This is a genomic window from Acinetobacter sp. SwsAc5, from assembly GCF_013391485.1.
Taxonomy (GTDB): Bacteria; Pseudomonadota; Gammaproteobacteria; order Pseudomonadales; family Moraxellaceae; genus Acinetobacter; species Acinetobacter towneri.
On the sequence record NZ_JACAXD010000037.1, the window covers coordinates 1 to 21,921 of the forward strand.

The 21,921-nt window shown below is 42.2% G+C and carries 17 protein-coding genes; 7 read left to right on the forward strand and 10 right to left on the reverse strand.

Features of this window, described 5'->3' with window-relative positions:
• Positions 1-407: 407 nt before the first annotated feature.
• From HYG89_RS14750 to trxA, 3 genes are all read right to left on the reverse strand, one after another.
• Positions 408-707, reverse strand: a complete 300-nt coding sequence (locus HYG89_RS14750; RefSeq protein WP_131260745.1) for a hypothetical protein — start codon at positions 705-707, stop codon at positions 408-410.
• 421 nt (positions 708-1,128) lie between these two features.
• Complete coding sequence (gene rho, locus HYG89_RS14755; RefSeq protein ID WP_004975162.1) at positions 1,129-2,397, reverse strand: transcription termination factor Rho; 1,269 nt, start codon at positions 2,395-2,397, stop codon at positions 1,129-1,131.
• Between the two features lie 335 nt (positions 2,398-2,732).
• Entirely contained in the window at positions 2,733-3,059 is a 327-nt protein-coding gene (gene trxA, locus HYG89_RS14760; protein WP_004975164.1) for a thioredoxin, read from the reverse strand.
• Between the two features lie 271 nt (positions 3,060-3,330).
• Between trxA and ppx the strand changes: the two genes are divergently transcribed.
• The 5 genes from ppx to HYG89_RS14785 are packed head-to-tail and all read left to right on the forward strand — an operon-like array spanning position 3,331 to position 8,458.
• Positions 3,331-4,851 carry an exopolyphosphatase gene (ppx, locus tag HYG89_RS14765; protein ID WP_004975167.1) on the forward strand — a complete coding sequence of 507 codons (1,521 nt, stop codon included), beginning with the start codon at positions 3,331-3,333 and terminating at the stop codon, positions 4,849-4,851.
• Between the two features lie 32 nt (positions 4,852-4,883).
• Positions 4,884-5,705: an acetyl-CoA carboxylase carboxyltransferase subunit alpha gene (locus tag HYG89_RS14770; protein WP_004975170.1), complete on the forward strand. Its 822-nt coding sequence runs from the start codon at positions 4,884-4,886 to the stop codon at positions 5,703-5,705.
• Positions 5,642-6,988 (forward strand): tRNA lysidine(34) synthetase TilS, encoded by a 1,347-nt coding sequence (gene tilS / locus HYG89_RS14775; RefSeq protein WP_178868189.1) that lies wholly within the window; start codon positions 5,642-5,644, stop codon positions 6,986-6,988. Before HYG89_RS14770 ends, tilS begins: the two co-directional genes overlap by 64 nt.
• 30 nt (positions 6,989-7,018) lie before the next feature.
• Positions 7,019-7,846 carry a pyrroline-5-carboxylate reductase gene (gene proC / locus HYG89_RS14780; protein WP_096902428.1) on the forward strand — a complete coding sequence of 276 codons (828 nt, stop codon included), beginning with the start codon at positions 7,019-7,021 and terminating at the stop codon, positions 7,844-7,846.
• A gap of 42 nt (positions 7,847-7,888) precedes the next feature.
• On the forward strand, positions 7,889-8,458 hold the full coding sequence (locus tag HYG89_RS14785; RefSeq protein WP_004975174.1) for a YggT family protein: 570 nt from the start codon (positions 7,889-7,891) through the stop codon (positions 8,456-8,458).
• A gap of 162 nt (positions 8,459-8,620) precedes the next feature.
• Here the strand turns inward: HYG89_RS14785 and polA are convergent, their stop codons facing one another.
• Positions 8,621-11,380 carry a DNA polymerase I gene (gene polA / locus HYG89_RS14790; RefSeq protein ID WP_178868191.1) on the reverse strand — a complete coding sequence of 920 codons (2,760 nt, stop codon included), beginning with the start codon at positions 11,378-11,380 and terminating at the stop codon, positions 8,621-8,623.
• A gap of 182 nt (positions 11,381-11,562) precedes the next feature.
• Here polA and HYG89_RS14795 point away from each other — a divergent pair, with 182 nt between their 5' ends.
• Entirely contained in the window at positions 11,563-14,574 is a 3,012-nt protein-coding gene (locus HYG89_RS14795; protein WP_178868193.1) for a DUF2339 domain-containing protein, read from the forward strand.
• A 48-nt stretch (positions 14,575-14,622) separates the two neighbouring features.
• Here the strand turns inward: HYG89_RS14795 and HYG89_RS14800 are convergent, their stop codons facing one another.
• Together HYG89_RS14800 and HYG89_RS14805 are read right to left on the reverse strand one after the other, a co-directional pair.
• Positions 14,623-15,546 carry a mechanosensitive ion channel family protein gene (locus HYG89_RS14800; RefSeq protein ID WP_096902425.1) on the reverse strand — a complete coding sequence of 308 codons (924 nt, stop codon included), beginning with the start codon at positions 15,544-15,546 and terminating at the stop codon, positions 14,623-14,625.
• 9 nt (positions 15,547-15,555) lie between these two features.
• Entirely contained in the window at positions 15,556-16,377 is an 822-nt protein-coding gene (locus HYG89_RS14805; RefSeq protein WP_004975182.1) for a hypothetical protein, read from the reverse strand.
• A gap of 102 nt (positions 16,378-16,479) precedes the next feature.
• On the opposite strand from HYG89_RS14805, the gene gspE reads away from it, so the two are divergent.
• On the forward strand, positions 16,480-17,967 hold the full coding sequence (gene gspE, locus HYG89_RS14810; RefSeq protein WP_004975184.1) for a type II secretion system ATPase GspE: 1,488 nt from the start codon (positions 16,480-16,482) through the stop codon (positions 17,965-17,967).
• Positions 17,968-18,047: 80 nt separating this feature from the next.
• On the opposite strand, the gene HYG89_RS14815 is transcribed toward gspE, so the two are convergent.
• The 4 genes from HYG89_RS14815 to HYG89_RS14830 all read right to left on the reverse strand — a co-directional run bounded on the left by HYG89_RS14815 (position 18,048) and on the right by HYG89_RS14830 (position 21,528).
• Positions 18,048-18,872 (reverse strand): carbon-nitrogen hydrolase family protein, encoded by an 825-nt coding sequence (locus HYG89_RS14815; RefSeq protein WP_004975186.1) that lies wholly within the window; start codon positions 18,870-18,872, stop codon positions 18,048-18,050.
• Between the two features lie 21 nt (positions 18,873-18,893).
• Positions 18,894-19,421 (reverse strand): anti-anti-sigma factor GigB, encoded by a 528-nt coding sequence (gene gigB / locus HYG89_RS14820; protein WP_004975187.1) that lies wholly within the window; start codon positions 19,419-19,421, stop codon positions 18,894-18,896.
• A 113-nt stretch (positions 19,422-19,534) separates the two neighbouring features.
• Entirely contained in the window at positions 19,535-20,503 is a 969-nt protein-coding gene (gene gigA / locus HYG89_RS14825; RefSeq protein ID WP_178868195.1) for an RsbU family protein phosphatase GigA, read from the reverse strand.
• 101 nt (positions 20,504-20,604) lie between these two features.
• Entirely contained in the window at positions 20,605-21,528 is a 924-nt protein-coding gene (locus HYG89_RS14830; RefSeq protein ID WP_178868197.1) for a VacJ family lipoprotein, read from the reverse strand.
• Positions 21,529-21,921: the final 393 nt, after the last annotated feature.

Below are 21,921 nucleotides of genomic sequence, written 5' to 3' on the forward strand. Positions count from 1 at the left end.
GCAAGAGATGCGATGGATGTCTGATTATTTGTAGTCATAAATTTAAGTCCCCACTTGTTTCTAAGTGGGGACTAAATTAAGGCTTATAGGATGAATTCAGAAGGTGTGTTCAGCGGACGCTTACCTTGAATCAAACTATGGATATGAATGAAAACACTGTAGAGCTGAACAAGACGCTACCTAAGAATTGAGCGTGGAGATGAGAAACCAAAAGGTTATATCGAAATAAATGCCGAATGGGGTTAAGTGTTTTGGTTAAATGCTTTTATATGCTGAATCATCTACTTGAAAAAGATGGATTGAGCGATTTGGAGATATTGTGCTGAGTAAAATAAATTTTAGACAAAATATTCAGAAATAAAAAAGAGAGCCATCGGCTCTCTTTTTGTACTGCATAATCGTATCGATTATTGAGCAGCAGCTTCAGAAGCAGCAGCAGCAGCGTCTACAGCAGCATCAGCAGCGTCAGTTGCAGCAGCAGCAGCAGTGTCAGCAGCATCAGTAGCAGCGTCTACAGCAGCTTCAGCGCCAGAAGCAACTTCTACAGCAGCAGCGTCAGCAGCAGCTTCAGCTTCAGATGCAGCTACAACAGCTTCAGATGCAGCAGCGTTAGCGTCAGCAGCAGCTTCTTCAGTTTTTTTAGCACAACCAACGAAAGCTAAAGTAGTAGCAACTGCAGCAGCAATAGCGATTTTTTTGAATAACATGGCATCACTCTCTAAAATATGAGATTAAAAAAAACCGACGTTAGTCTGTTGTATGCTTTTATTATTCCTAAATTTTGTTAGGCACTAACAACGCAGGCGCAGTCTAACTGGTCTGCGAATATGCTATCACTGCGCTTTTTGAATTGCTACTAGGTTGATTGAAAAAAAGGCAAAAAAACGCGAAAAATACGTGCTTTTTTAACAGAAAATAACAATTAATTTGGCATTTTAGATTGGAGAGTTGCACGGTAACTGGCTAAAAACTAAAAGGTTTTTACTAAATATTTTTTTATAATCATTTACTTAAAAATAAGTTTACATATACCGCGTGCAATTGTGTCTTTATGTAAATTTTGTCAACCAAATAAAAAAGCCATCGTTTTAAGATGACTTTTTTAGGTGTTCTAATATTTATAGCCGTTTAATTGGCTGCTTTACGTTTCATTTGATCAAAGAAGTCGTCATTAGTTTTGGTTTCTTTCATGCGATCAAGCAAGAATTCCATTGCTGCCAATTCATCTTGAGTGTGTAACAATTTACGCAAAATCCAAACTTTACGCAAATTATCTTCACTCATTAAGCGCTCTTCACGACGTGTACCTGATTTTTTGATGTTCATGGCAGGGAAAACACGTTTTTCTGCAATACGACGGTCTAAGGTAATCTCTTGGTTGCCTGTACCTTTAAACTCTTCGTAAATCACTTCATCCATTTTACTGCCAGTTTCAATCAGTGCAGTTGAAATAATGGTTAGAGAACCACCTTCTTCAATATTACGTGCAGCACCAAAGAAGCGTTTTGGACGTTCTAAAGCGTGCGCATCAACACCACCTGTTAAAACCTTGCCTGAAGAAGGTACGACAGTGTTGTAGGCGCGTGCCAAACGGGTAATCGAATCCAGTAAAATCACCACGTCTTTTTTATGTTCAACTAAACGCTTGGCTTTTTCAATGACCATTTCTGCAACTTGAACGTGACGAGCAGGTGACTCATCAAATGTTGATGCAATCACTTCACCGCGCACGGTGCGTTCCATTTCAGTCACTTCTTCAGGGCGTTCATCAATGAGAAGTACAATCAAGAACACTTCTGGGTTGTTACGAACAATCGACTGAGCGATGTTTTGTAGCAACATGGTTTTACCCGCTTTAGGCGGAGCCACAATAATTGAACGCTGACCTTTACCAATTGGCGCAACCAAATCTACCACACGTGCAGTTAAGTCTTCAGTTGTTCCATTACCTAACTCCATCACCAACTGTTCTGTTGGGAAAAGCGGGGTTAAGTTTTCAAATAAGATTTTATTACGTGAATTTTCAGGGGTGTCATAGTTAATTTGATTGACTTTGAGCAAAGCAAAATAACGTTCGCCTTCTTTTGGTGGACGAATCGTACCTGTAATGGTGTCACCCGTGCGCAGGTTAAAGCGACGAATTTGCGAAGGGCTGACATAAATATCATCTGGGCCAGCAAGGTATGAACCTGCAGCTGAGCGTAAGAAACCAAAACCATCAGAGAGAATTTCTAGAACGCCATCACCAAAAATCTCTTCACCATTCATGGCATGGCGCTTTAAGATGGCAAAAATAATGTCTTGCTTGCGGTTACGCGCCATTCCTTCAAGGCCCATAAACTCGGCAATCTTGATGAGTTCGCCAATCGGTTTTTTCTTGAGTTCGGTTAAATTCATAGAGGTTCTGATAGAATTAAAATTCTGGGGTACAGGTTAGAGAGGGAGCAACATTTAGCCGCATTCATACAATAAAATGAAAGCAATTGTATTTGCACAATAACGATTCAGAGCACTGATTCATTGTTTGATTGAAAAATGTGAAAAACAATTTCTGTTGCCGAGCGGCATTTTTGTGTTGTGTCTTTTCAGAAAGAGGATGAAAGATCCTGCGTTTCCTGAGCATGCAATATAAGAGAGAAACGTCTACTTGTCAATTTGTAGGCAAAAAAAATACGCCAATGCGTGGCGTATTTTTTTCATCATCTCTATAAATAGACGATGGATCAATCGACTTAGATATTTTCGTCAATAAATGCAGTCAATTTAGATTTAGGTGCTGCACCGACTTGCTGTGCAACCACTTCACCATTTTTGAACATCAATAATGCTGGAATATTGCGGATGTTGTAGTTCACTGCAGTTTGTTCGCAAGAAGTTACATCAACTTTTACAATTTTAACTTTGCCTTGGTATTCGTCTGCAAGTACTTCAAGTACAGGTGCAATTGCTTTACATGGCGCACACCAGCCAGCCCAGAAGTCAACCAATACAGGAGTATCTGATTGAAGAACATCTGCTTCGAAGTTTGCATCAGTGGTGTTTACGATGTTGCCAGACATGGATTACGCTCCAAATAATTTTTAAGATAGCTTTAGTTAGTATTACATAGCCATCTTGAACAAAGTAGGGGAATCTGTGGATTTTCCACTCAAAATACAAATTTGTCTAATTGATCGTGACGATAACGCTAAACGAAAATGCGAATTCTGTAACACAATTGTCATATATGCAGAAAATTTAAATAGTCGTCAAATTGTGCTGATAAATGGCTTTTAAATTAGGTGTATGTGAATTACTCTAGGCACAATTCTGTCTAGGTTTGTTTGAAGAATGTCTGATTTTTTAATTGATGAAGAGTTACTCGCAGCCATCGATATGGGGTCGAATAGTTTCCACTTGGCGATTGCTCGAGTGGATCATGGTGAAGTAAAAAAAGTGGCATCAATGTCAGAAAAAGTACAGTTGGCCGCAGGTTTAGATGAAAATAAGAATTTGACCGAAGCTGCTCAACAACGTGGTTTGGCATGTTTGGCGCGTTTTGTAGGACGTTTAACTGCGGTGCAGTCAAATCGTTTGCGTATTGTGGCAACCAACGCATTGCGTCAGGCCAAAAATGGACATGAATTTATTCAAAAAGCCGCAGAAATTTTGCCTAAACCTATTGAAATTATTGCAGGGCGTGAAGAAGCCCGTTTAATTTATTTAGGCGTATCGCACACGATGGCAAATAGTGGTCGTCGTTTGGTAATTGACATTGGCGGTGGTTCGACAGAGTTGATTATTGGCGAAGAATTTGAGCCAATTCATACCGAATCTTTACAAATGGGCTGTGTGGCCTATACCAAAGCCTATTTTGCCGATGGTGAAATTAGCAAGAGCAGTTTTGAAAAAGCAGTGGTTGCAGCGCGTAAAGAACTGTATTCGATTGCCAATACTTATAAAGAAGCAGGTTGGGATACCGTTGCAGGTTCGAGCGGTACCATTAAAGCCTGTCGTCAAATTACGGTAAATATGGGCTGGAGCAATGAGCAGGAAAATCTGACTCGTGAAGGTTTAGAAAAACTCAAAGACCGTTTGCTCAAGTTTAAACACGTATCAGAAATGGAATTTGATGGTCTAAAAGAAGACCGTCGAGCAGTTTTGCCAGCAGGTTTGGCAATTTTATATGCGGTATTTGATGTATTAGATATCGATAAACTGGTGTATTCCGATGGGGCTTTGCGTGAAGGCGTAATGTATGACTTGTTGGGACGTTTCCAGCATGAAGACATTCGTGATCGCAGTGTACAGGCCTTGATGGGGCGTTATAACTCAGACCCGAAACAGGCTGGACGTGTGGTGAAAACTGCGCAACATTTATTTGACAGCGTGGCAGAATCATTAAAATTAAATAACGAAGATAGTGACTTATTGCGTCGTGCTGCGTACCTACATGAAATTGGTTTAGCCATCAGTCACAGCAGTTATCATCGTCACGGTGCATATTTATTGCAACATTCGGACATTCCCGGTTTCTCACAAATTGACCAAAACTATCTCTCGCATTTGGTCGGCAACCATCGTCGAAAGTTGCGCCAAGACGCGAAAACAGAAGCACTGAAAGCGGGTGGCAATAAAATTGTTTACTTAAGTTTGTTGCTTCGCCTTGCAGTTTTGGTCAACGCAAGTCGTAGCGATGCGATGCTTCCTGCCATTGAATTAAGCATCCGCAATGCGCAACAATGGCAGCTCAGCGTGTCGGGTGATGCCAAACAATGGCCATTGCTTGTCGCTGAATTGCACGATGAACAAGTGCAATTCAAGAATTGGGACATTGAATTGAATATTCAGTCGGAACAATTTGTCGATTAAGATTTGGTTAATTTAGGGATAACAGTCGACTTATGAAAAAAGCTGCTCAATCTAAAGCATGGAAAACCGTGCAAATTGCACGTCATCCTGAACGTCCGCAATTTCTAGACTATGTGGGTGAAATTTTCACTGAATTTGATGCCTTACATGGCGATCGTTTATTTGGTGATGATGGTGCAATGATCGGTGGATTGGCACGCTTTGATGGTCAGCCTGTCATGGTGATAGGTCAACATCGTGGTCGCAGTACCCGCGAAAAATTACAACACAACTTCGGGATGTGTAATCCAGAAGGCTACCGTAAGGCACAGCGTCTTATGGATATGGCAGAGCGTTTTAATCTGCCAGTTTTCACTTTTGTTGATACGATGGGTGCATACCCAGGTGTAGGTGCAGAGGAACGTGGTCAGGCAGAAGCGATTGCGACCAGCTTAGCGCAATTGTCGAACTTAAAAGTACCTGTAATTGCTACAGTATTGGGCGAAGGTGGTTCAGGCGGTGCGTTGGGTATTGGCGTGGCTGACCGTGTGGTAATGTTGTCACACAGTATTTACTCTGTTATTTCACCAGAAGGTTGTGCGTCTATTCTGTGGAAAACTGCAGAAAAAGCCGAACAAGCCAGTGAAGCATTGGCATTGACTGCAGAAAAACTGCAAAAGATTGGTATTGTAGAATACGTGGTTGATGAAGGTGAGGGTGCGCATTTAAACCCTGAACAAGTCATGCACAGTCTGAAAAATGTGTTAAAAGAAGCTTTGGATGAATTGCAAGCGATGGATGCAACACAACGATGCGAAGAACGTTACCAGCGTTTAATGAAGTTTGGCAGCGACAATTTAGGTCTAGCGTCTTAAGCCAATTACAGGCTTTTTCTGCACAGACAAAATTTTTAATCGGATGTAGTGGCGGCATGGATTCCATGCTGCTACTGCATCTTTTGTCGTTTTTGTGCCCTGAAAAAGTACGCGCGATTTATATTGATCACCAATTGCAAAGTCCAAGCGCAGCGTGGGGCACATTGGTGCAAGCCACCTGCCAAAATTTAAATGTGCCGTGTGTGCTGCAAAAAGTCAGTGTGTCTGAGGGTAATTTAGAAAATCAGGCACGTCAGGCGCGTTATCAGGCCTATATGCAGCACTTAGATAGCAACGAAGTTCTAGTATTGGCGCATCATCAGCAAGATCAGGCAGAAACCGTATTGCTGCGTTTGTTTTCAGGCGCAGGTGTGCAAGGACTTGCTGCCATGCAAGCTGTCGATGTGCGTGATGACATCAGTATTTGGCGTCCGTTATTGGATATTTCGCGTGAGCAGATTTGCCAATGGAGTGCTGAATTAAAGCTCGATTATGTGCAAGACCCAAGCAATCAGGATGTGCATTATGACCGAGCTTGGGCAAGAGAAATATTGTGGCCTGTCGTGCAACAGCGTTTTCCTAAAATGCAGCAAGCTGTGACGCGTACTGCAAACTTGATGCAAGATACTGAAAACATTTTGGCAGAAGTTTTGGCGCAGGATTTAGCTGCATGTGGCACAAACTCGCAGTTGAATTTAATTCAGTTACAACAATTGTCTTTGTCACGGCAACGTCAGCTATTATCGGCATGGATGAAAGGACAGGCACAATATCGCCCAAGTTTTGATATGGTCGAACGCTTGCAACGTGAGGTGATTCAAGCCAAAGCCGATGCACAAGCGGCATTACATTGTCAGGATTATTATTATCTGCGTTATCAGCAACAATTATTTCGTTTGCCGAAAGCGGAGTATTTAGCTGCAGAACATTTTGAGGCAGAAGAACAAGTGTTATGTTTGCAGGCAGATCAGACTTTTCAAGTGTGGTCTGGCTGTTATCAACTGCAACAAGCCAAAGTCGGTTTATCTGCAACTTTGCTGAATCGTCCGTTAACTTTACGGCCACGCTTGGGTGGTGAAAAAATTCATTTGTATGGTCGGGTGGGCACATGGCCACTGAAAAAAGCCATTCAGGAAGCACAAATTTTTCCGTGGACGCGTAATACAATTCAAATATTAAGCCTAGATAATGTTATGCTAGGCGTTTTTAGCCCCAAAGGCTTTTGGCTTGCACAGTCGGACTATTGTGTCGCAGATGGATGGCAACCGAATTTAGTCTCTTAACGACAAAGAACTCAACGAAGAGCGTGAATCATGAGTGCAGTATTGAATTGTAATATTAGTTTCATTGGCGGTGGCAACATGGCGCAAGCCTTGATTGGTGGTTTGATTGCCAGAGGTTTGCCGCCAACCCGTATTACAGTTTCAGACCCTGTAGAACAAGTGCGTGAATTATTAAAAGAAAAAGATGTGCATGTCACTGAGGATAATTTGGCCGCGATTGCAGATGCAGATATTGTGGTATTTGCAGTCAAACCACAGGTTTTGGCACAAGTATTGCGTCCATTGCACGGTCAGTTTGAAGATAAGCTGGTGATTTCGATTGTTGCGGGCGCAGAAATTGCCACGATTTCTGAGTTATTACGTACAGAACGTGTAGTGCGGGTAATGCCAAATACGCCTGCTTTGGTGCAAACAGGTGCACATGGTTTGTATGCAACCGAACAGGTCAATAGCACTGACCGTGAATTGGCAAGTCAGGTTTTGGCAGCGACAGGTTTAACTATTTGGGTAAACTCTGAGGCGCAAATTGATGCTGTGACTGCAGTATCTGGTTCAGGGCCAGCATATTTCTTCTATTTGATGGAAAGTATGATTCGTGCAGGCAAGAACTTAGGTTTAGATGAAAAAGTGGCGACAGCACTGACGTTACAAACTGCTTTGGGTGCAGCACAAATGGCAATTACCAGCTCGAATACACCTGCAGAATTACGCAAAAATGTAACTTCACCAAATGGCACGACCCAAGCGGCAATTGAAGTGTTTGATCATGCGCAAATTTCACAAAATATTCAGGCGGCATTGGCTGCTGCTAAAACGCGTAGTCAAGAATTAGCGCAAGAGTTGAGTGATAGTATTTAATTATTGAAAAACAATGAATTTAAATTTTAGGAAAGTTTAAGTATGGGTGCAAATTCTGCGCTAATTTTTGGCATTATCATTAACGTAGCGATTTTGCTCGTATTCTTCCGTTTCTTAATGCAATTGGCAGCGGTGAGTCCTTATAACCCTGTGGTGCTTTCAACCATTAAAGCCACCAAAATTGTAGATGTATTTGGACGTATTTTCCCAACGGTTGGCAAAGGTCGAGTTAACTCTGCAGCCTTGGCTTTGTTGGTGGTGTTGTATCTACTCAAAATTTTTGGTGTTATGTATCTCAATGGTGCGATGCCGAATAGTCCAATTCACTTACTGATTCTGACTTTTGTGACCATGATTCAGGATTTAATCCGTTTCTGTCGTTATTTGATTTTTGCCACCATTATTTTGAGTTGGGTGGTGATGTTTACTCAATCTCGTGGCCCGTATATTGAGGTGATTCAAGAGTTGGCAGAGCCGTTATTAGCACCATTTCGTCGTTTATTGCCGAACATGGGCATGATTGATTTGTCGCCAATTATTGCATTTTTGGCTTTATATATCGCTGAAATTATTATGAATCAGGTAGCGATTGTATTGCTGACTGGCTTATAAGTCGCATTATCCTAAAACATTAAAAAGGACTCAAATCGAGTCCTTTTTTTGTAGTTTAAGTTTGGGCTGACGACCTTAATGAGTCTTCAGAAATACAAATAACCTGCATCCTGACCTCCTTCTAGGCGAAGGAAGGTGCTGAAAAAAGAGAGCGCAACGACTTTAGTGCGCTTCATCCCAGTTATTACCTTTTCCGACTTCTACCACCAATGGTACAGAAATTTCCACCACAGATTGCATGATTTCTGCCAACTTTGGTGCGAGTTCGTCTGCCGCATCGGCATCCACTTCAAATACCAATTCATCGTGTACTTGCAGCAACATTTTGGCTTGCGCTTGCGGTAACATTTTGTCAACTTCAATCATCGCCATTTTAATAATATCCGCTGCAGAGCCTTGTAATGGCGCGTTAATTGCCGCACGTTCTGCCGCTTTACGTATCATCATATTACGTGCAGCAATATCTGGCGTATAGAGGCGACGGCCTAAAATAGTTTCTACAAAACCTTGTTCTAGCGCGACTTGGCGGGTACGTTGCATATATTCATAAATGCCCGGATAACGCTGGAAGTATTGCTTGATGTAGTTTTGTGATTCTTCACGGGTAAACCCAAGCTGACGAATTAAGCCAAATTCCGACATGCCGTAGAGCAGACCGAAGTTTACAGCTTTGGCCTGACGACGCTGATCTGAGGTTACGTCTTCTAAGGCAATACCCAAGACTTCTGCCGCAGTACGGCGGTGCACGTCTTGTCCATGGTTAAAGGCATCGAGTAGGGCATCATCTTGTGAAAAATGTGCCATTAAACGCAATTCGATTTGCGAGTAGTCGGCTGCCAACAACACGCGACCTTCAGGTGCGACAAAGGCTTTACGAATTTGACGACCAATTTCGGTACGAATTGGAATGTTTTGTAAGTTTGGATCAGTAGAAGATAAACGCCCTGTTGCAGTCAAAGCTTGGTGATAACTGGTATGCACTCGATGCGTATCGTTGTTGGCTTGTTTCAGTAAGCCATCGGTATAGGTGCTTTTGAGTTTAGATAAACCACGGTAGTCTAAAATTAAACTACTGATCGGATGCTCAATTTTTTCCAAAACACTTTCACTGGTACTGTATTGACCTGTTGCGGTTTTCTTGCCGCCTTTGAGTCCGAGTTTATCAAACAGGATTTCGCCCACTTGTTTCGGTGAGCTGACATTAAAGTTTTCACCTGCCAATTCTACAATTTGGTTTTCCAAATCTTGCATGGTTTGGGAAAAATCGACACCCAATTGATCTAAAAATTTCAGATCAAGCTGAATGCCATTTTCTTCCATACTGGTCAGCACACGCGCCACAGGCATTTCGATGTTGTGCAAAATATTGACCAATTCAGGATGCTTTTGTAGCTTCGCAGACAGCACTTCATATAAACGATACGTAACATGCGCATCTTCTGCAGCGTAGTGCGCAGCCGTTTCAATTTCAATTTGATTGAAAGTTTTTTGCTTGACGCCTTTGCCTGCAATTTGCTCATAAGATGTGGTCAGGTGGCTTAAATATAAGCGTGCCACATCATCCATGCCGTGACGGGTTGCGACAGAGTTAAGCACATAAGATGCCAACATGGTATCGAAATACCAACCTTGTAAATGAATACCGTGATTTTCAAGCACATGCGCATCATATTTTAAATGATGCCCAATTTTATCCACCGCATTATTTTCTAAAATAGGTTTGATTTGTGCCAAAACCTGATCACGGTTGAGCTGCTGTGGTGCGCCCTCATAATCATGCGCCAAAGGTACGTAATAGGCATCTTTGGTATCGAACGCGATAGAAAAACCAACAATTTCTGCAACGCGATAATCCAGACTGGTGGTTTCTGTATCAAAGGCAAAACGCTGTGCAGTTTGCAAGCGTTGCAGCAAAGCATCCCAATGCGCCTGATCTAAAATGGTGTGGTATGTTGCTGCACCGAGTTGATCATCAACACTGCTTTGCGTGGCTTGATCTTCAGTTTCAATTTCATTGGCTGTCGGTGCGGCGACTGTTTTTGCAGCTTGTTTATAATTGCTGTTATTTGGATTATTTGGATGATCGAGCGATTGTAATTGATTACGGAATTCTAGCTCGGTATATAAATTGCGTAAGGCTTCAACATTAGGGTCTTGTAGTTTTAGATCGGCATAACCAAAGTTCAGATCAAGGTCACAAACAATGCTGGCGAGTTGATGATCTAGCGCGATGCCATCGGCATTGTCTTTAATATTTTGTCCGACTTTGCCTTTAATATGATCGACATTTTCTAAAATCGCACCAATCGAGCCATATTCGGTCAGTAGTTTTGCAGCAGTTTTGGCGCCAATGCCGGGCACGCCCATAATACCATCGGAAGCATCACCCATGAGGGTCAGATAATCAATAATTTGATGCGGCCATACGCCAAACTTGTCAAATACAGCCTGAATATCCATTGGCTTTTCTTTGAAGCTGTCTTCAAGGGTAACTTTTTCAGTCACCAACTGCGCCATGTCTTTATCGCCCGTAGAAATCAGTACTTGCTGTCCTTCGGCTTCGGCACGTTTGGCTAAAGTTCCAATAATATCATCGGCTTCTGCGCCTGGTAGCATGTAAAGTGGAATACCCAAAGCACGAATTAAAGCATGTAAGTATGGAATTTGCTGAGAAAGTTCCTCAGGCATACTTGGGCGGTCACCTTTATAAATTGGCGATAGTTCGTGACGGAAAGTCGGCTCAGGCGTATCAAAAATTACCGCCATGTGAGTAGGCTGAGTACGACGCATCAACTTTTGAATCGCAGAGATCGCGCCACGAATAGCATTGGTATGTAAACCAGTTGACGTGGTTAATGGTGGTAGTGCGTGAAAGGCACGAAATAGAAAATATGAGCCATCGACCAAGACAAATGGTGGCATGGATTGATTCCTTCTGCAAATAAGCAGTTTATTGTACGTGATTTTTGCAGTTGTCGCAGAAACTGATTTTTAAGGCAAGTGTTGCAGACGCACAGTTACCGAATTGCTGATGAATCCTGATTCAGAATCGTGCTGTCTGTTGTATGATCGGAGCCATGACAATATCAATAAAATGAAGAGCAATGCAGACAGGGCAGAATGAAATTCGAATCATTTGGTTCATGCTATTAATCATAATTTCAATTGGCGCATGGTGGCTCGGTGTGCCGATGCTGAGTTATATCTGTGCAGTTGCTGCGGTGGTCAGCGTGATGTTTTTTGTGGGACGAGTGCAGAACTCACTGGAACAGGTTGTGGATGCACAGTCACAAGTACAACGCCAAAGCTCTAAAACTCCTTTATATATCGCCGCTTTTATTGCTTTTTTAGGAATATTGCTGGATTGGTATTTACTGACATCTATTGCTTTAAGTGCATGGATTTTTATGTTGTTGCGATGGTTGCAGCGTTTGGAGCAAGGACTGTATCAATTACAGCAATTACAAAGTGCCGCTAAGCTTCAGGCGCATGCTCAAAAGAGCTATCCTCAAAAGACCAATGCTCAAGAGAAAAAGGTTCAAACGCAATTCGCAGAGCATATTTTAGCCAATACATCTGAAGTTGATGCAAGTCTTTCATCAGTTAAGGCAAATGTGGATGATGGTGTTATATCAACCGCTTCTCAACCTGAAACCATCGCTATTCAATCTGATTCCACATTATCGAGCGAGCCGAATTCTGTTCGGGAACAAGCAGCTCAAGTTTCTTATCCATATCAAGACCAAGAGTATCTACATCAAGAATATTCAGCTCCAGATTTAGCCAAATCCTCAAGGTCTGTTGCACCTTTTGCAACTCAGTCGCGCTCATCAAGTAACAGTTTATTGCAACAAGCTCAATCATGGCTGATACATGGTAATCCTGTATTAAAAGCAGCAATTGTAGTGTTACTCATAGGCGTGGTGTTACTGCTACGTTTTGCTACTGAACATTGGCAATTTAGTTTGGCAGTGAAACTTTTGTTCGTTGCTGGCGTGAGTGCAGCAGTGACAGTATTCGGTTATCTGTTACGCAACAAAAATCGCAGCTTTGCTTTGGGTGTGCAAGGTTTGGGGTTGGCTGGGCTGTGTCTGACCTTATTTTTTGCCTATTACAATTTGGTCATTCCAAATTTAGCTATCGCCAGTCTGTGTTTTATTGTGGTGATGTTGCTCACGCTCTGGCTGAGTTTAAAACAACAATCAGTCGAACTTGCCCTCATGGCAATGCTGATTGCGTATTTCGCACCGTTTACTTTACCTGTTCGTAATGCAACAGCCATTGAATTTATTGCCTATTATTTGCTGATTAATATTTCGGTTGCCATTTTAAGTAGTTTACGTCCGTGGAAATATTTAAATCAAATTGCGTTTTTAATGACGGTTGTGGTGGGTGGCAGCTATGCCTTTTATCATGGTTATATCTTTGAACGGCAGGTGCTAACGCTTTTAGTTTTGGCGCATGCGGCTATTTTTATTTGGTTGGGTTTTCGCTTTAGTCAGCTTTTGGCACAGGAAGATGTCGCCACGTTTCAGCTGAAACCTATTTTAGACCTTGCCTTGATTTTTGGCGCACCCATTGTCGGTTATGCCTGTTTATATCTGATGTATTTTGAAGAAACAGCAGAGCAGGCAGCCTTTAGTTTGTTATTTGCGGTGGTTTTTGCAGGTTTGTATTGGCTGACCAAACAGCATCGGCAGACACAATTTATTGCACAAAGTTATTTCAGTTTGATGCTGATTTTTAGTGTGTTGATTCCACCTATTTTACTGCCTGAACAATGGAGTGTCATTGGTTGGGCATTACAAGGCGTGGCTGTGTTTATTTTTGCCTTTATTCAATATTCTAAAATTAGCCGTTATTTGGCACTAGGTTTGTTTGCCGTAGCGGGCTTATCTGGGCTGTATTATTTAGTAGAGTTGCCTTATTTCGAGCGCAGTATTTATTGGGTACTGAGCCTAAGTTATGCCACGGTTGTGGTGTTTTCCAACAGCCGTGCAGCTTTCAGACAACAACTGAGCACAGCAACCACGAGCGTACTGTGTTTAATGATGTTGTCTGCAACCAGTTTATGGCTATGGTTAGGTTTAGATTACTTTGATGGAGAACTTGCAACCGTACAGACGCTTTTGGCGGTGGTGGTCATTTATTTACTTATCAACGAAGTACTACTTTCTCGTCAAGCGACATGGTCATGGCTATTGCCCAAATGGTTAGGTCTAACGCCAGTTTCGCTCACTGCAGCAGGTTTATTATTCAGCCGTAGCTATGATGGAGCGGTGCATTGGGTTTCGGGTACTGAACGTCTGCTATTTGCCTTGTTTGCAGGCGTGCTCAGTGTGTTGTGGTTGCGTCCTTTATGGACTGTCCGCAGCGACAAAGAATGGCTGAGTTTAGGACTGTTACCCATTTTGGCGATGGCGAGTTTAACGCTGTTACCACAGCATCCGTATAGCAGCGTGGTGATTTTACCATTGCTCTTTGCGGCGTGGTGTTGGTGGCAACAACTGGATTCAGATTGGCGCAAATTTTGGTATGCGCGTAGCAATTTAATCTTCATGTTGATGTGGATGCTATGTTCACAACTGTTGACTGAACACGCATTTTACGGCTATGTACTGCCTATTTTGAATCCATTTGATTTGGTCAGTATAGCCATGTTGGTGGCTATTTTGTGGATGTTGAATCTGCAACGCAAAACCCATTTAGACCAAGGCTTGGCAGCGGTAATTATGGTCTTGAGTTTACTGTGGCTAAGTAGTTATGTGCTATTACGTGCCTTACATCTGTATTTGGGAACGCCAATCAACCAAATTGCTGTTTGGCAAGATGCCACTGTGCAGCTCAGTTTGACCTTGCTTTGGGTGAGTTTGGCTTGTATCGCCATGTGGATTGCCAGTCTGAAACAATTACGTGCCTTGTGGATTTTAGGCAGCAGTATTTTGGTGATTGTGACCCTAAAATTGGTGCTTTTAGATTTATCTAATATTGGGACTTTAATGCGCGTGCTGTCATTCTTTGCTGCAGGTTTAGGTATGCTACTGATTGCATATATCGCCCCAATTCCTGAGCCAGATCTCGCAAAAAACAACACTTCGCCGTCTTCCAAAGCTTGAGCAGATCCTCAAGTTTAGTTAGAGGCAAAGTGTCGAAGACTGAAACGATTACTTTAAGTCAGGTTCTCGTTTCAGTGCTTGGGCATTGGCATATTGATCAAGTTCTTCATTATTTAAAGGGCGCGATAAAGGATGATCAACAAAACCCATTTTGGGTACAGGAATTTCGATTTGGTTGTCTAGGAAACCATTACGGATACGTTCCTGCATTTCATCACGTACCTTTAAAAAGTTTTCTTGCTGACACCACACCGCAAACAACAATTCAATTGAAGATTCACGGAAAGCTGTAACTGTCACCGCGGGTTTAGGGTCAGACAGCACGAGCGGATATTGATTGGCGACACTGAGCAACACTTCACGCACTTTAATAATATCTTCGTGAAAATTAATCGCGAGGGTAATGGGCACACGTCGGATTGGAAACTTGGACAAGTTATGCACGGGTGCACGAATCAATTGTTCATTGGGTAAACGCACATAAATATTGTCTTGGGTCAGCAATTTAACTGAAAGTAAGTCAATTGAGATCACTTCACCTTCAATGGTGTGTCCGCGAATCAGGGTGATTTGAATGGTATCGCCCACTTCAAAAGAACCTTCGCCAATCAGGAACATACCACTAATTAAATTGGATGCCGAGGTTTGTGAGGCAAAACCCAAAGCCACGGTTAAAATACCCGCTGCACCTAAAAACACGCTGAGTTTAAAGCCTGCTTCTTTCAGGCTCGCCATCACAAACAGCAGGAAAATAAAGTAAAAAATCCCGCGTCGCCAAACCAAGCGTTGATGCGCATTAAAACGTGCGCCAATAGTGCGTACAAAAGTATTGGAAACAAAACGTGCAATTAAGAAACCAATCAAAGACAATACAATTGCGACCAAAATTTCAGTCAGACGATCTGTATTGATACTGGTAAAAATTCCTTTGAGGCTGTTGGTGATTTCTTTGGAAATATTGGAATCTGCCATAACATCCTCTTAGAAAAATGAATCAAACATATTAAATAAAGCACCTGCCGTTTCACGCGGTGGTTGCAAATAGGTCACTTCACCAGCATGTGGCGGGGTGCGATTTTCAATCCGAATTCGTGGCGGGCGGTCTAAACCTTCATGCATCACTTTAATTTGTGAAGTCCATAAACGACCTGTACTTTCGCTGAAAAATAAAGGCAGCGCAGGCACAGGCACATTCATTCGGTCAAAACGCAATTGTTGATTGCTGGTGTTGTGAAATTCAATCGGCGTGACGGCACGAAATGCACGTGGTTTTAATTGATGTAATTCGGTACGGCCATCGACTGCTGTGGCATAGCAAATTTCACCTGTACGATGATTGGGGCCAAACCAAGTATCTTTCGGGCGAATAATCGGCAAATCAAAAATGGGTTCACGTTGACCATCGACAAAGGCAGACATCCACAACGGTGTGCTGATATACAAGGTGCCGCGTTGCCCCGCAGGAATATAAATTGGATCGACAGGTTTAATCACCACTGAACGGTCTGCCAAACGAGGCATGAGCTGTAATTTACTTTGTGTAGATTTGAACATATAGCGTTCAATTTTCACAGGTTGTGGAAAGGCAAATTCAGGATCATCAATGTTATGCCATTGCTGTTCATAATCGTATTGAACCTGCGGGCGATAATATTCCAAACGCCATTCTTGCATACCACGGGTCAAACGTACTAAGAGTGAGCCAAATTGCCACGTTTTAGGACGATTGAGCTCAAACTCATAGTCACCCCACCATTTTAATTTAGCCGAATCAGTTTCTGAAATCTCATGATTTTGTGACAATGGCCTATCCCTTTCTTGATAAATCAGCGAAAACAGACTTCACGCTGTCATACGCTTAGAGTACACTCAAATTAAATTTTTTCATCATTATTATAATCGCTGATGCAAGTACTGAAACAATTACAAATACCGTATAGCTTTGCCAAACGCCATGGGGTGTTAATTCGTTATGAGGGCGATCATGCCTTTATTGTACGTCGTGAAAATACGCCGATGCTTGCCATTCAGGAGGCGCGTCGTTTTTTGGGGCATCCTGCACAGCATCAACTTTGTAGCGATCAGGAGTTTCACCAATTATTAAGCAGCAGTTTTGCAGGTGATACAGGCGAGTCGCAGCAAGTCGCTGCGGGATTGGAAGATCACCCTGACTTACTCAGTTTGGCCGATTCAGTTCCAGAAGCAGAAGACCTGATGGATCAGGAGGATGATGCACCGATTGTACGTTTAATCAATGCTTTACTGTCTGAAGCGATTCGGGTTGGCGCATCGGATATTCATATCGAATCTTTTGAGAAAAAACTGTCAGTCCGTTTGCGGGTCGATGGTCAGTTGCGTGAAATCGTGCAACCGCGCCGTGAACTTGCGCCTTTATTGGTGTCACGTATTAAAGTCATGGCAAAACTGGATATTGCCGAAAAACGTATCCCTCAAGATGGTCGTATTTCGCTCAGACTAGCAGGTCGTGAGGTCGATGTACGTGTGTCAACGCTGCCATCTTCGCATGGTGAGCGGGTGGTAATGCGTTTGCTGGATAAGCAAGCAGGTCGTTTAAACATGACGCACTTGGGGCTGATGCAAAATGATTATGAGCGCTTAAAGCAACTGGTACATCGACCACACGGGATTATTTTGGTTACAGGGCCGACAGGTTCGGGTAAAACTACGACCTTATATGCAGCTTTGTCAGACCTGAATGACGGTTCTAAAAATATTTTGACTGCAGAAGACCCGATTGAATATCAACTTGAAGGGATTGGGCAAACACAGGTCAATACCAAAGTGGATATGACCTTCGCTCGTGCTTTAAAAGCCATGCTGCGCCAAGACCCAGATGTGGTGATGGTGGGGGAGATTCGTGACTTAGAAACCGCCGAAATTGCAGTGCAGGCTTCCTTAACTGGTCACTTGGTACTGTCTACCCTACATACCAATACGGCCATTGGTGCAGTCACCCGTTTAAAAGATATGGGCATCGAGCCGTTCTTGCTGTCAAGTTCATTAATTGGGGTGATCGCGCAGCGTTTAGTGCGCACCTTATGTTCGCACTGCGCCACATGGCATGCTGCAGATGACTTTGAACAAGAACTCTTTAAAAGTGTGACCGATGCAAGCGATTTAAAACTTCCGCAACCGAAAGGCTGTGAACATTGCTCACATACAGGTTTTACTGGGCGGACTGCAATTTATGAAATTGTCCCTGTGGATGAAGCAATGCGCCGTTTGATTCATGGCAATGCCGCGGAATATGAACTGGAAGATTATGCACGACAGCAATCAGGTTCGATTCGTGAAGATGGATTGCGTAAGGTATTGGCAGGTAAAACCACTTTGGAAGAAGTGCTGCGCGTGACCAATGAAGCGGCTGAATAGCTAAAAAGTAAGGTTAAGATAAGAAATACAAAGAGTTGATCACTATATTGTTGATCAACCCTTTTTATTGAAATTCAATTTTAAAATTGCAATAAACGACGATGCTGCATTAACGGCATCGACTCTCGAATTTTGCTTTGTTCATCTAAATCAAAGGGCACTGTAATCAGTTGCGTACCTTCGTCTTGCACCATTGACAATAACTGTCCGCGTGAATTGGCAGCGCCTGAATGTCCCCAAGTCTGACGTTTTTCACCATGCCAACCTTGTTGGGCTGCACCTAAAACCTGACATTGACTGTCCATGCCACGCGCCTGCAAGAGCAATTGCCAATGCATTTGACCTGTGGTGTAAGTAAAAGCCGATGGCGCAGTTAAAATATTGGCGCCTTGCGCACGTAAAGTTAAGGCCAATTCAGGAAAGCGCAAGTCATAACACACCATTAAGCCAATGTTGCCAAACGGTGTTTTCGCCACAACGACTTCAGAGCCGGGTTCAAAAAACTTAGATTCCTGATAACCACCAACAGAGTCACCAACTTGCACATCAAACAAATGAATTTTGTCATAACGTGCTTCAGTTTTTTCTGGGCTAATACATAAACTGACCGTACGCACACGACCATCTGCAATTGTTGAACCATCAGGGCGATATGGGCAGGGCAATGTACCCGCCACAATCCAGATTTGATATTGATGTGCAAGCTGTTCCAAACGCTGTTGAATACTTTCAAACTGTGCCGCGGTTTCGCATTGTTTGCCTGCTGCAAAGCAAACAAAGTTTTCTGGAAAAACGATCAGTTCTGCACCATCGGCTTTACTTTGTTGAATCAATGTTTCAATGATTTTGAAGTTTTCCTCAATATCATTTTGTGAGTTCATTTGAGCAACAGAAAGTAAAGTCATCAAAGCATTCCTGAGTGAAGATCAAGCGTTCTGCTGATTTTGCTCAGCACATTGATCGAGATTATCTTGTTCTTTTTGTAGCTGTTTCACCAAAGGTTCGAACATATTTTGGTTGTTTTCATTCAGCTTCATGAGGGTTTTATGGGCATCTAATACCGTAGTGAGCATATTGCTATGCGTGACGTGTTCTTCTACCAGCTCACGCGTGCAGACAGTTGGGTCACCACAGTAATTTAAAATCACAAACACCTGTCCTAAGCCCATGCTATTGGCGAGCGTAGTAATGTCTGGATTAGTAGAGAGCATAACTGCTTGAATGTTATGGATTTGTTTCAGTTTTAAGCCTAGCTTAGCCAATACACCTAAAACTGTACTGTCAATAAATGTAGTTTGGGTTAAATCTACAATTGCACCCACCACATTAGATTGCTGTTCAATTTTACTGAGTAGTTTGTCTAGACTAATACAAGATTGGGCACGCACTTCGCCAAAAAGCTTAAAGATATGCGTTCCATTCAAACTTGCATATTCAACATGACCTGTTGACATATAAATGCCATTTGCAGAGAAGGATTAGATAATTATCCCATAGCGACTATATAGACTCAAGTGGCTTACAGTCGTATATCTTGGGTTGAGAAGTTAACTGGCTGATTTGTTGATTATTTTGTTCGACACAAACTCAAGATCGCAATGTCATCTGCTACATGATCGGGTGCTTGGAATGATTGATTTTGCAAGTGAAAGACCAATTGTTCAAACTGTTCATTCAAACCACCGCTATAAGGTTCCAATGCACCATCGGAGCAGATAATAAACCGCGCCTGTTTATTTAATACGCACTCAAATTCCTCAACGTCTAAATCTTCAGTCAGTCCTAAAGGAAAACTACTGGTATTTAAAATTTTAGGTGCCTGATTGGGTTCAATAATAATGGCAGGTGGATAATGCCCCGCACTCGACCAACGCAGTTCGTGGGTTTCAATATTTAAAATCCCACTAATCATGGTGATATGCTTTTCGATATTTTCTTGAACCAGCATACCGTTCAACTTTTTAATCAACTCGCGTGGTGTTTTGGAGCGACCATGAAATGCAGCCATCCAAGACGTTAGTAAACTACTAGTTACACCATGCCCAGAGACATCGGCTAAATAGAATATGATTTCTTTATCACTGATTTTCCAGTAATCAAACCAATCGCCCGACAAATAAGCCGAAGGTTTAAATAACGTATCTACACGGTAGTTGCACAGTTCGATAGGATTGGGCAGTAATTTTTTTTGTAGTTCAGCAGCAGAAGGTAAGTCACGGCTGTCTTGATTGCGTTTATATTGTGCGTCAATTTTGCGTAAGGCTTGCGGTGGATTTTCAGGTAAACGGCTCCACAACCAACCTGCTAAAGCACCTTGTTCCCATGCTTGTACCAATGCCGTGCCTTCATCTTCAAAGGCCAATACAATCGTAGGTAAATCCCATTGATGGGTTAAATAATCTTGCACATCGGCAATTGCAATAATGGTTGGGTCATACAAGCTGATGTCATCTATGTGAATCATTTGCACACTAGGAAGTGTGTCGAGCACCTGTTCTAGATATGGAATATCACGTGTGGGTTGAATGAAATACATAGAGTTTTGTGTTGACCCTGAACCTAAACAAAGCGTTACTATAACAATGCCTGAATACTCAAGGAAAGTAAAAACTCACCTTGAGTAAAATGTTTTACAAATTATTCTTTGCTTTCTTCAGGCGGGTTTATTTCTTCTTGATCATCAAAAAGTTCTTCGGTTTCATCATCTACAAACGAAATACTGTCGGCATCGAGTCCTTTCTTTTCCGCAATTTCAAAGTTTTTACGTTGCAAGTAAATATCCCGAATCGCGGCATATTTGTCGCCTTGTATCACTTGCTCTACATCTAAGAGTTGCGAGCGCGTATCTAGGCCGCGCATAACTTGCTCCGACCAATATAAACGGTCATTGCCATCTAAAATGTATTTTTGTGGACGTGCTTGACCATCTACAAGTGTGCCAAAACCATCACGGAAAGTACTTGGGCCGTAAATTGGTAACATAACATAAGGCCCTGAAGGGACACCGTAGTAGCCCAAGGTTGTACCAAAATTTTCTTCTTCTGTGTCTAAGCCTAAACGACGTGCAGGGTCAGCCATGCCTAAAGTGGTAATCGTATTTAAACTAAAACGACCTAAAGTTTTAGCGGCACGTAAAGGACGACCTTGAATCAATTGGTTAACCGCATTCCATGGTTCACCCAAGTTTTTACGAAATTGACGATATGAACCGCGCACTTCACCAGGGACTTTCTTTGTATATTGAACCGCAAGTGGACGCGCGATATTACGATCTAACATATCGTTGAATGCATAAATCTGACGGTTTAAAGGTTGCAGTGGGTCTTTGACTTCATCGGGTTGTGCAGCATTTGCATTCACTTTTAAATCTTTGGCTTTTACATTTTTTAATTCTTTAAGCGCATTCAAACGACTACTTTTAGTTTCAGAAGATGAATCTGCCGCAATAACTTCAGTAGTTTCTTCTTGAGCAACTTCTTCAGTAGAAGGCATTGTCGCATGTGTTGAGGTGATGAATCCTAAAGAAACAAGGCACACCCAAAGATATTTTTGTTGATACATAAAGAATCCTAGCGCTTAAATCTGAGTAAGCAAAAGCTGTTATATCGCCGATGGGTGTATAGTAACAGTTAATTGAAACGATGTATTAAAGCAAATTTGCTCAAAATGTGTGTAGAAAAGGTAAGAATGAACAAAAAATAAACACCCGATATATTTCCTTTGAAAAAAGTCTTGCAAGGCGAAATATTTGCCCTATAATGCACATCCATCGGCGGTGATGAAGATTAAAACTTCTGATAAAACAATGACTTGGTTAAGAATGATTGAGTTGGGTTTTAGAAAGAAAGTTTAAAATAATTTAAATTACCAGTTGACACTTTAGAAATAAAGCGTAATATAGCCGACCTAGCTTGATGCTGACGAAGCATCGAGAAGATCATTAAGAGATTATGA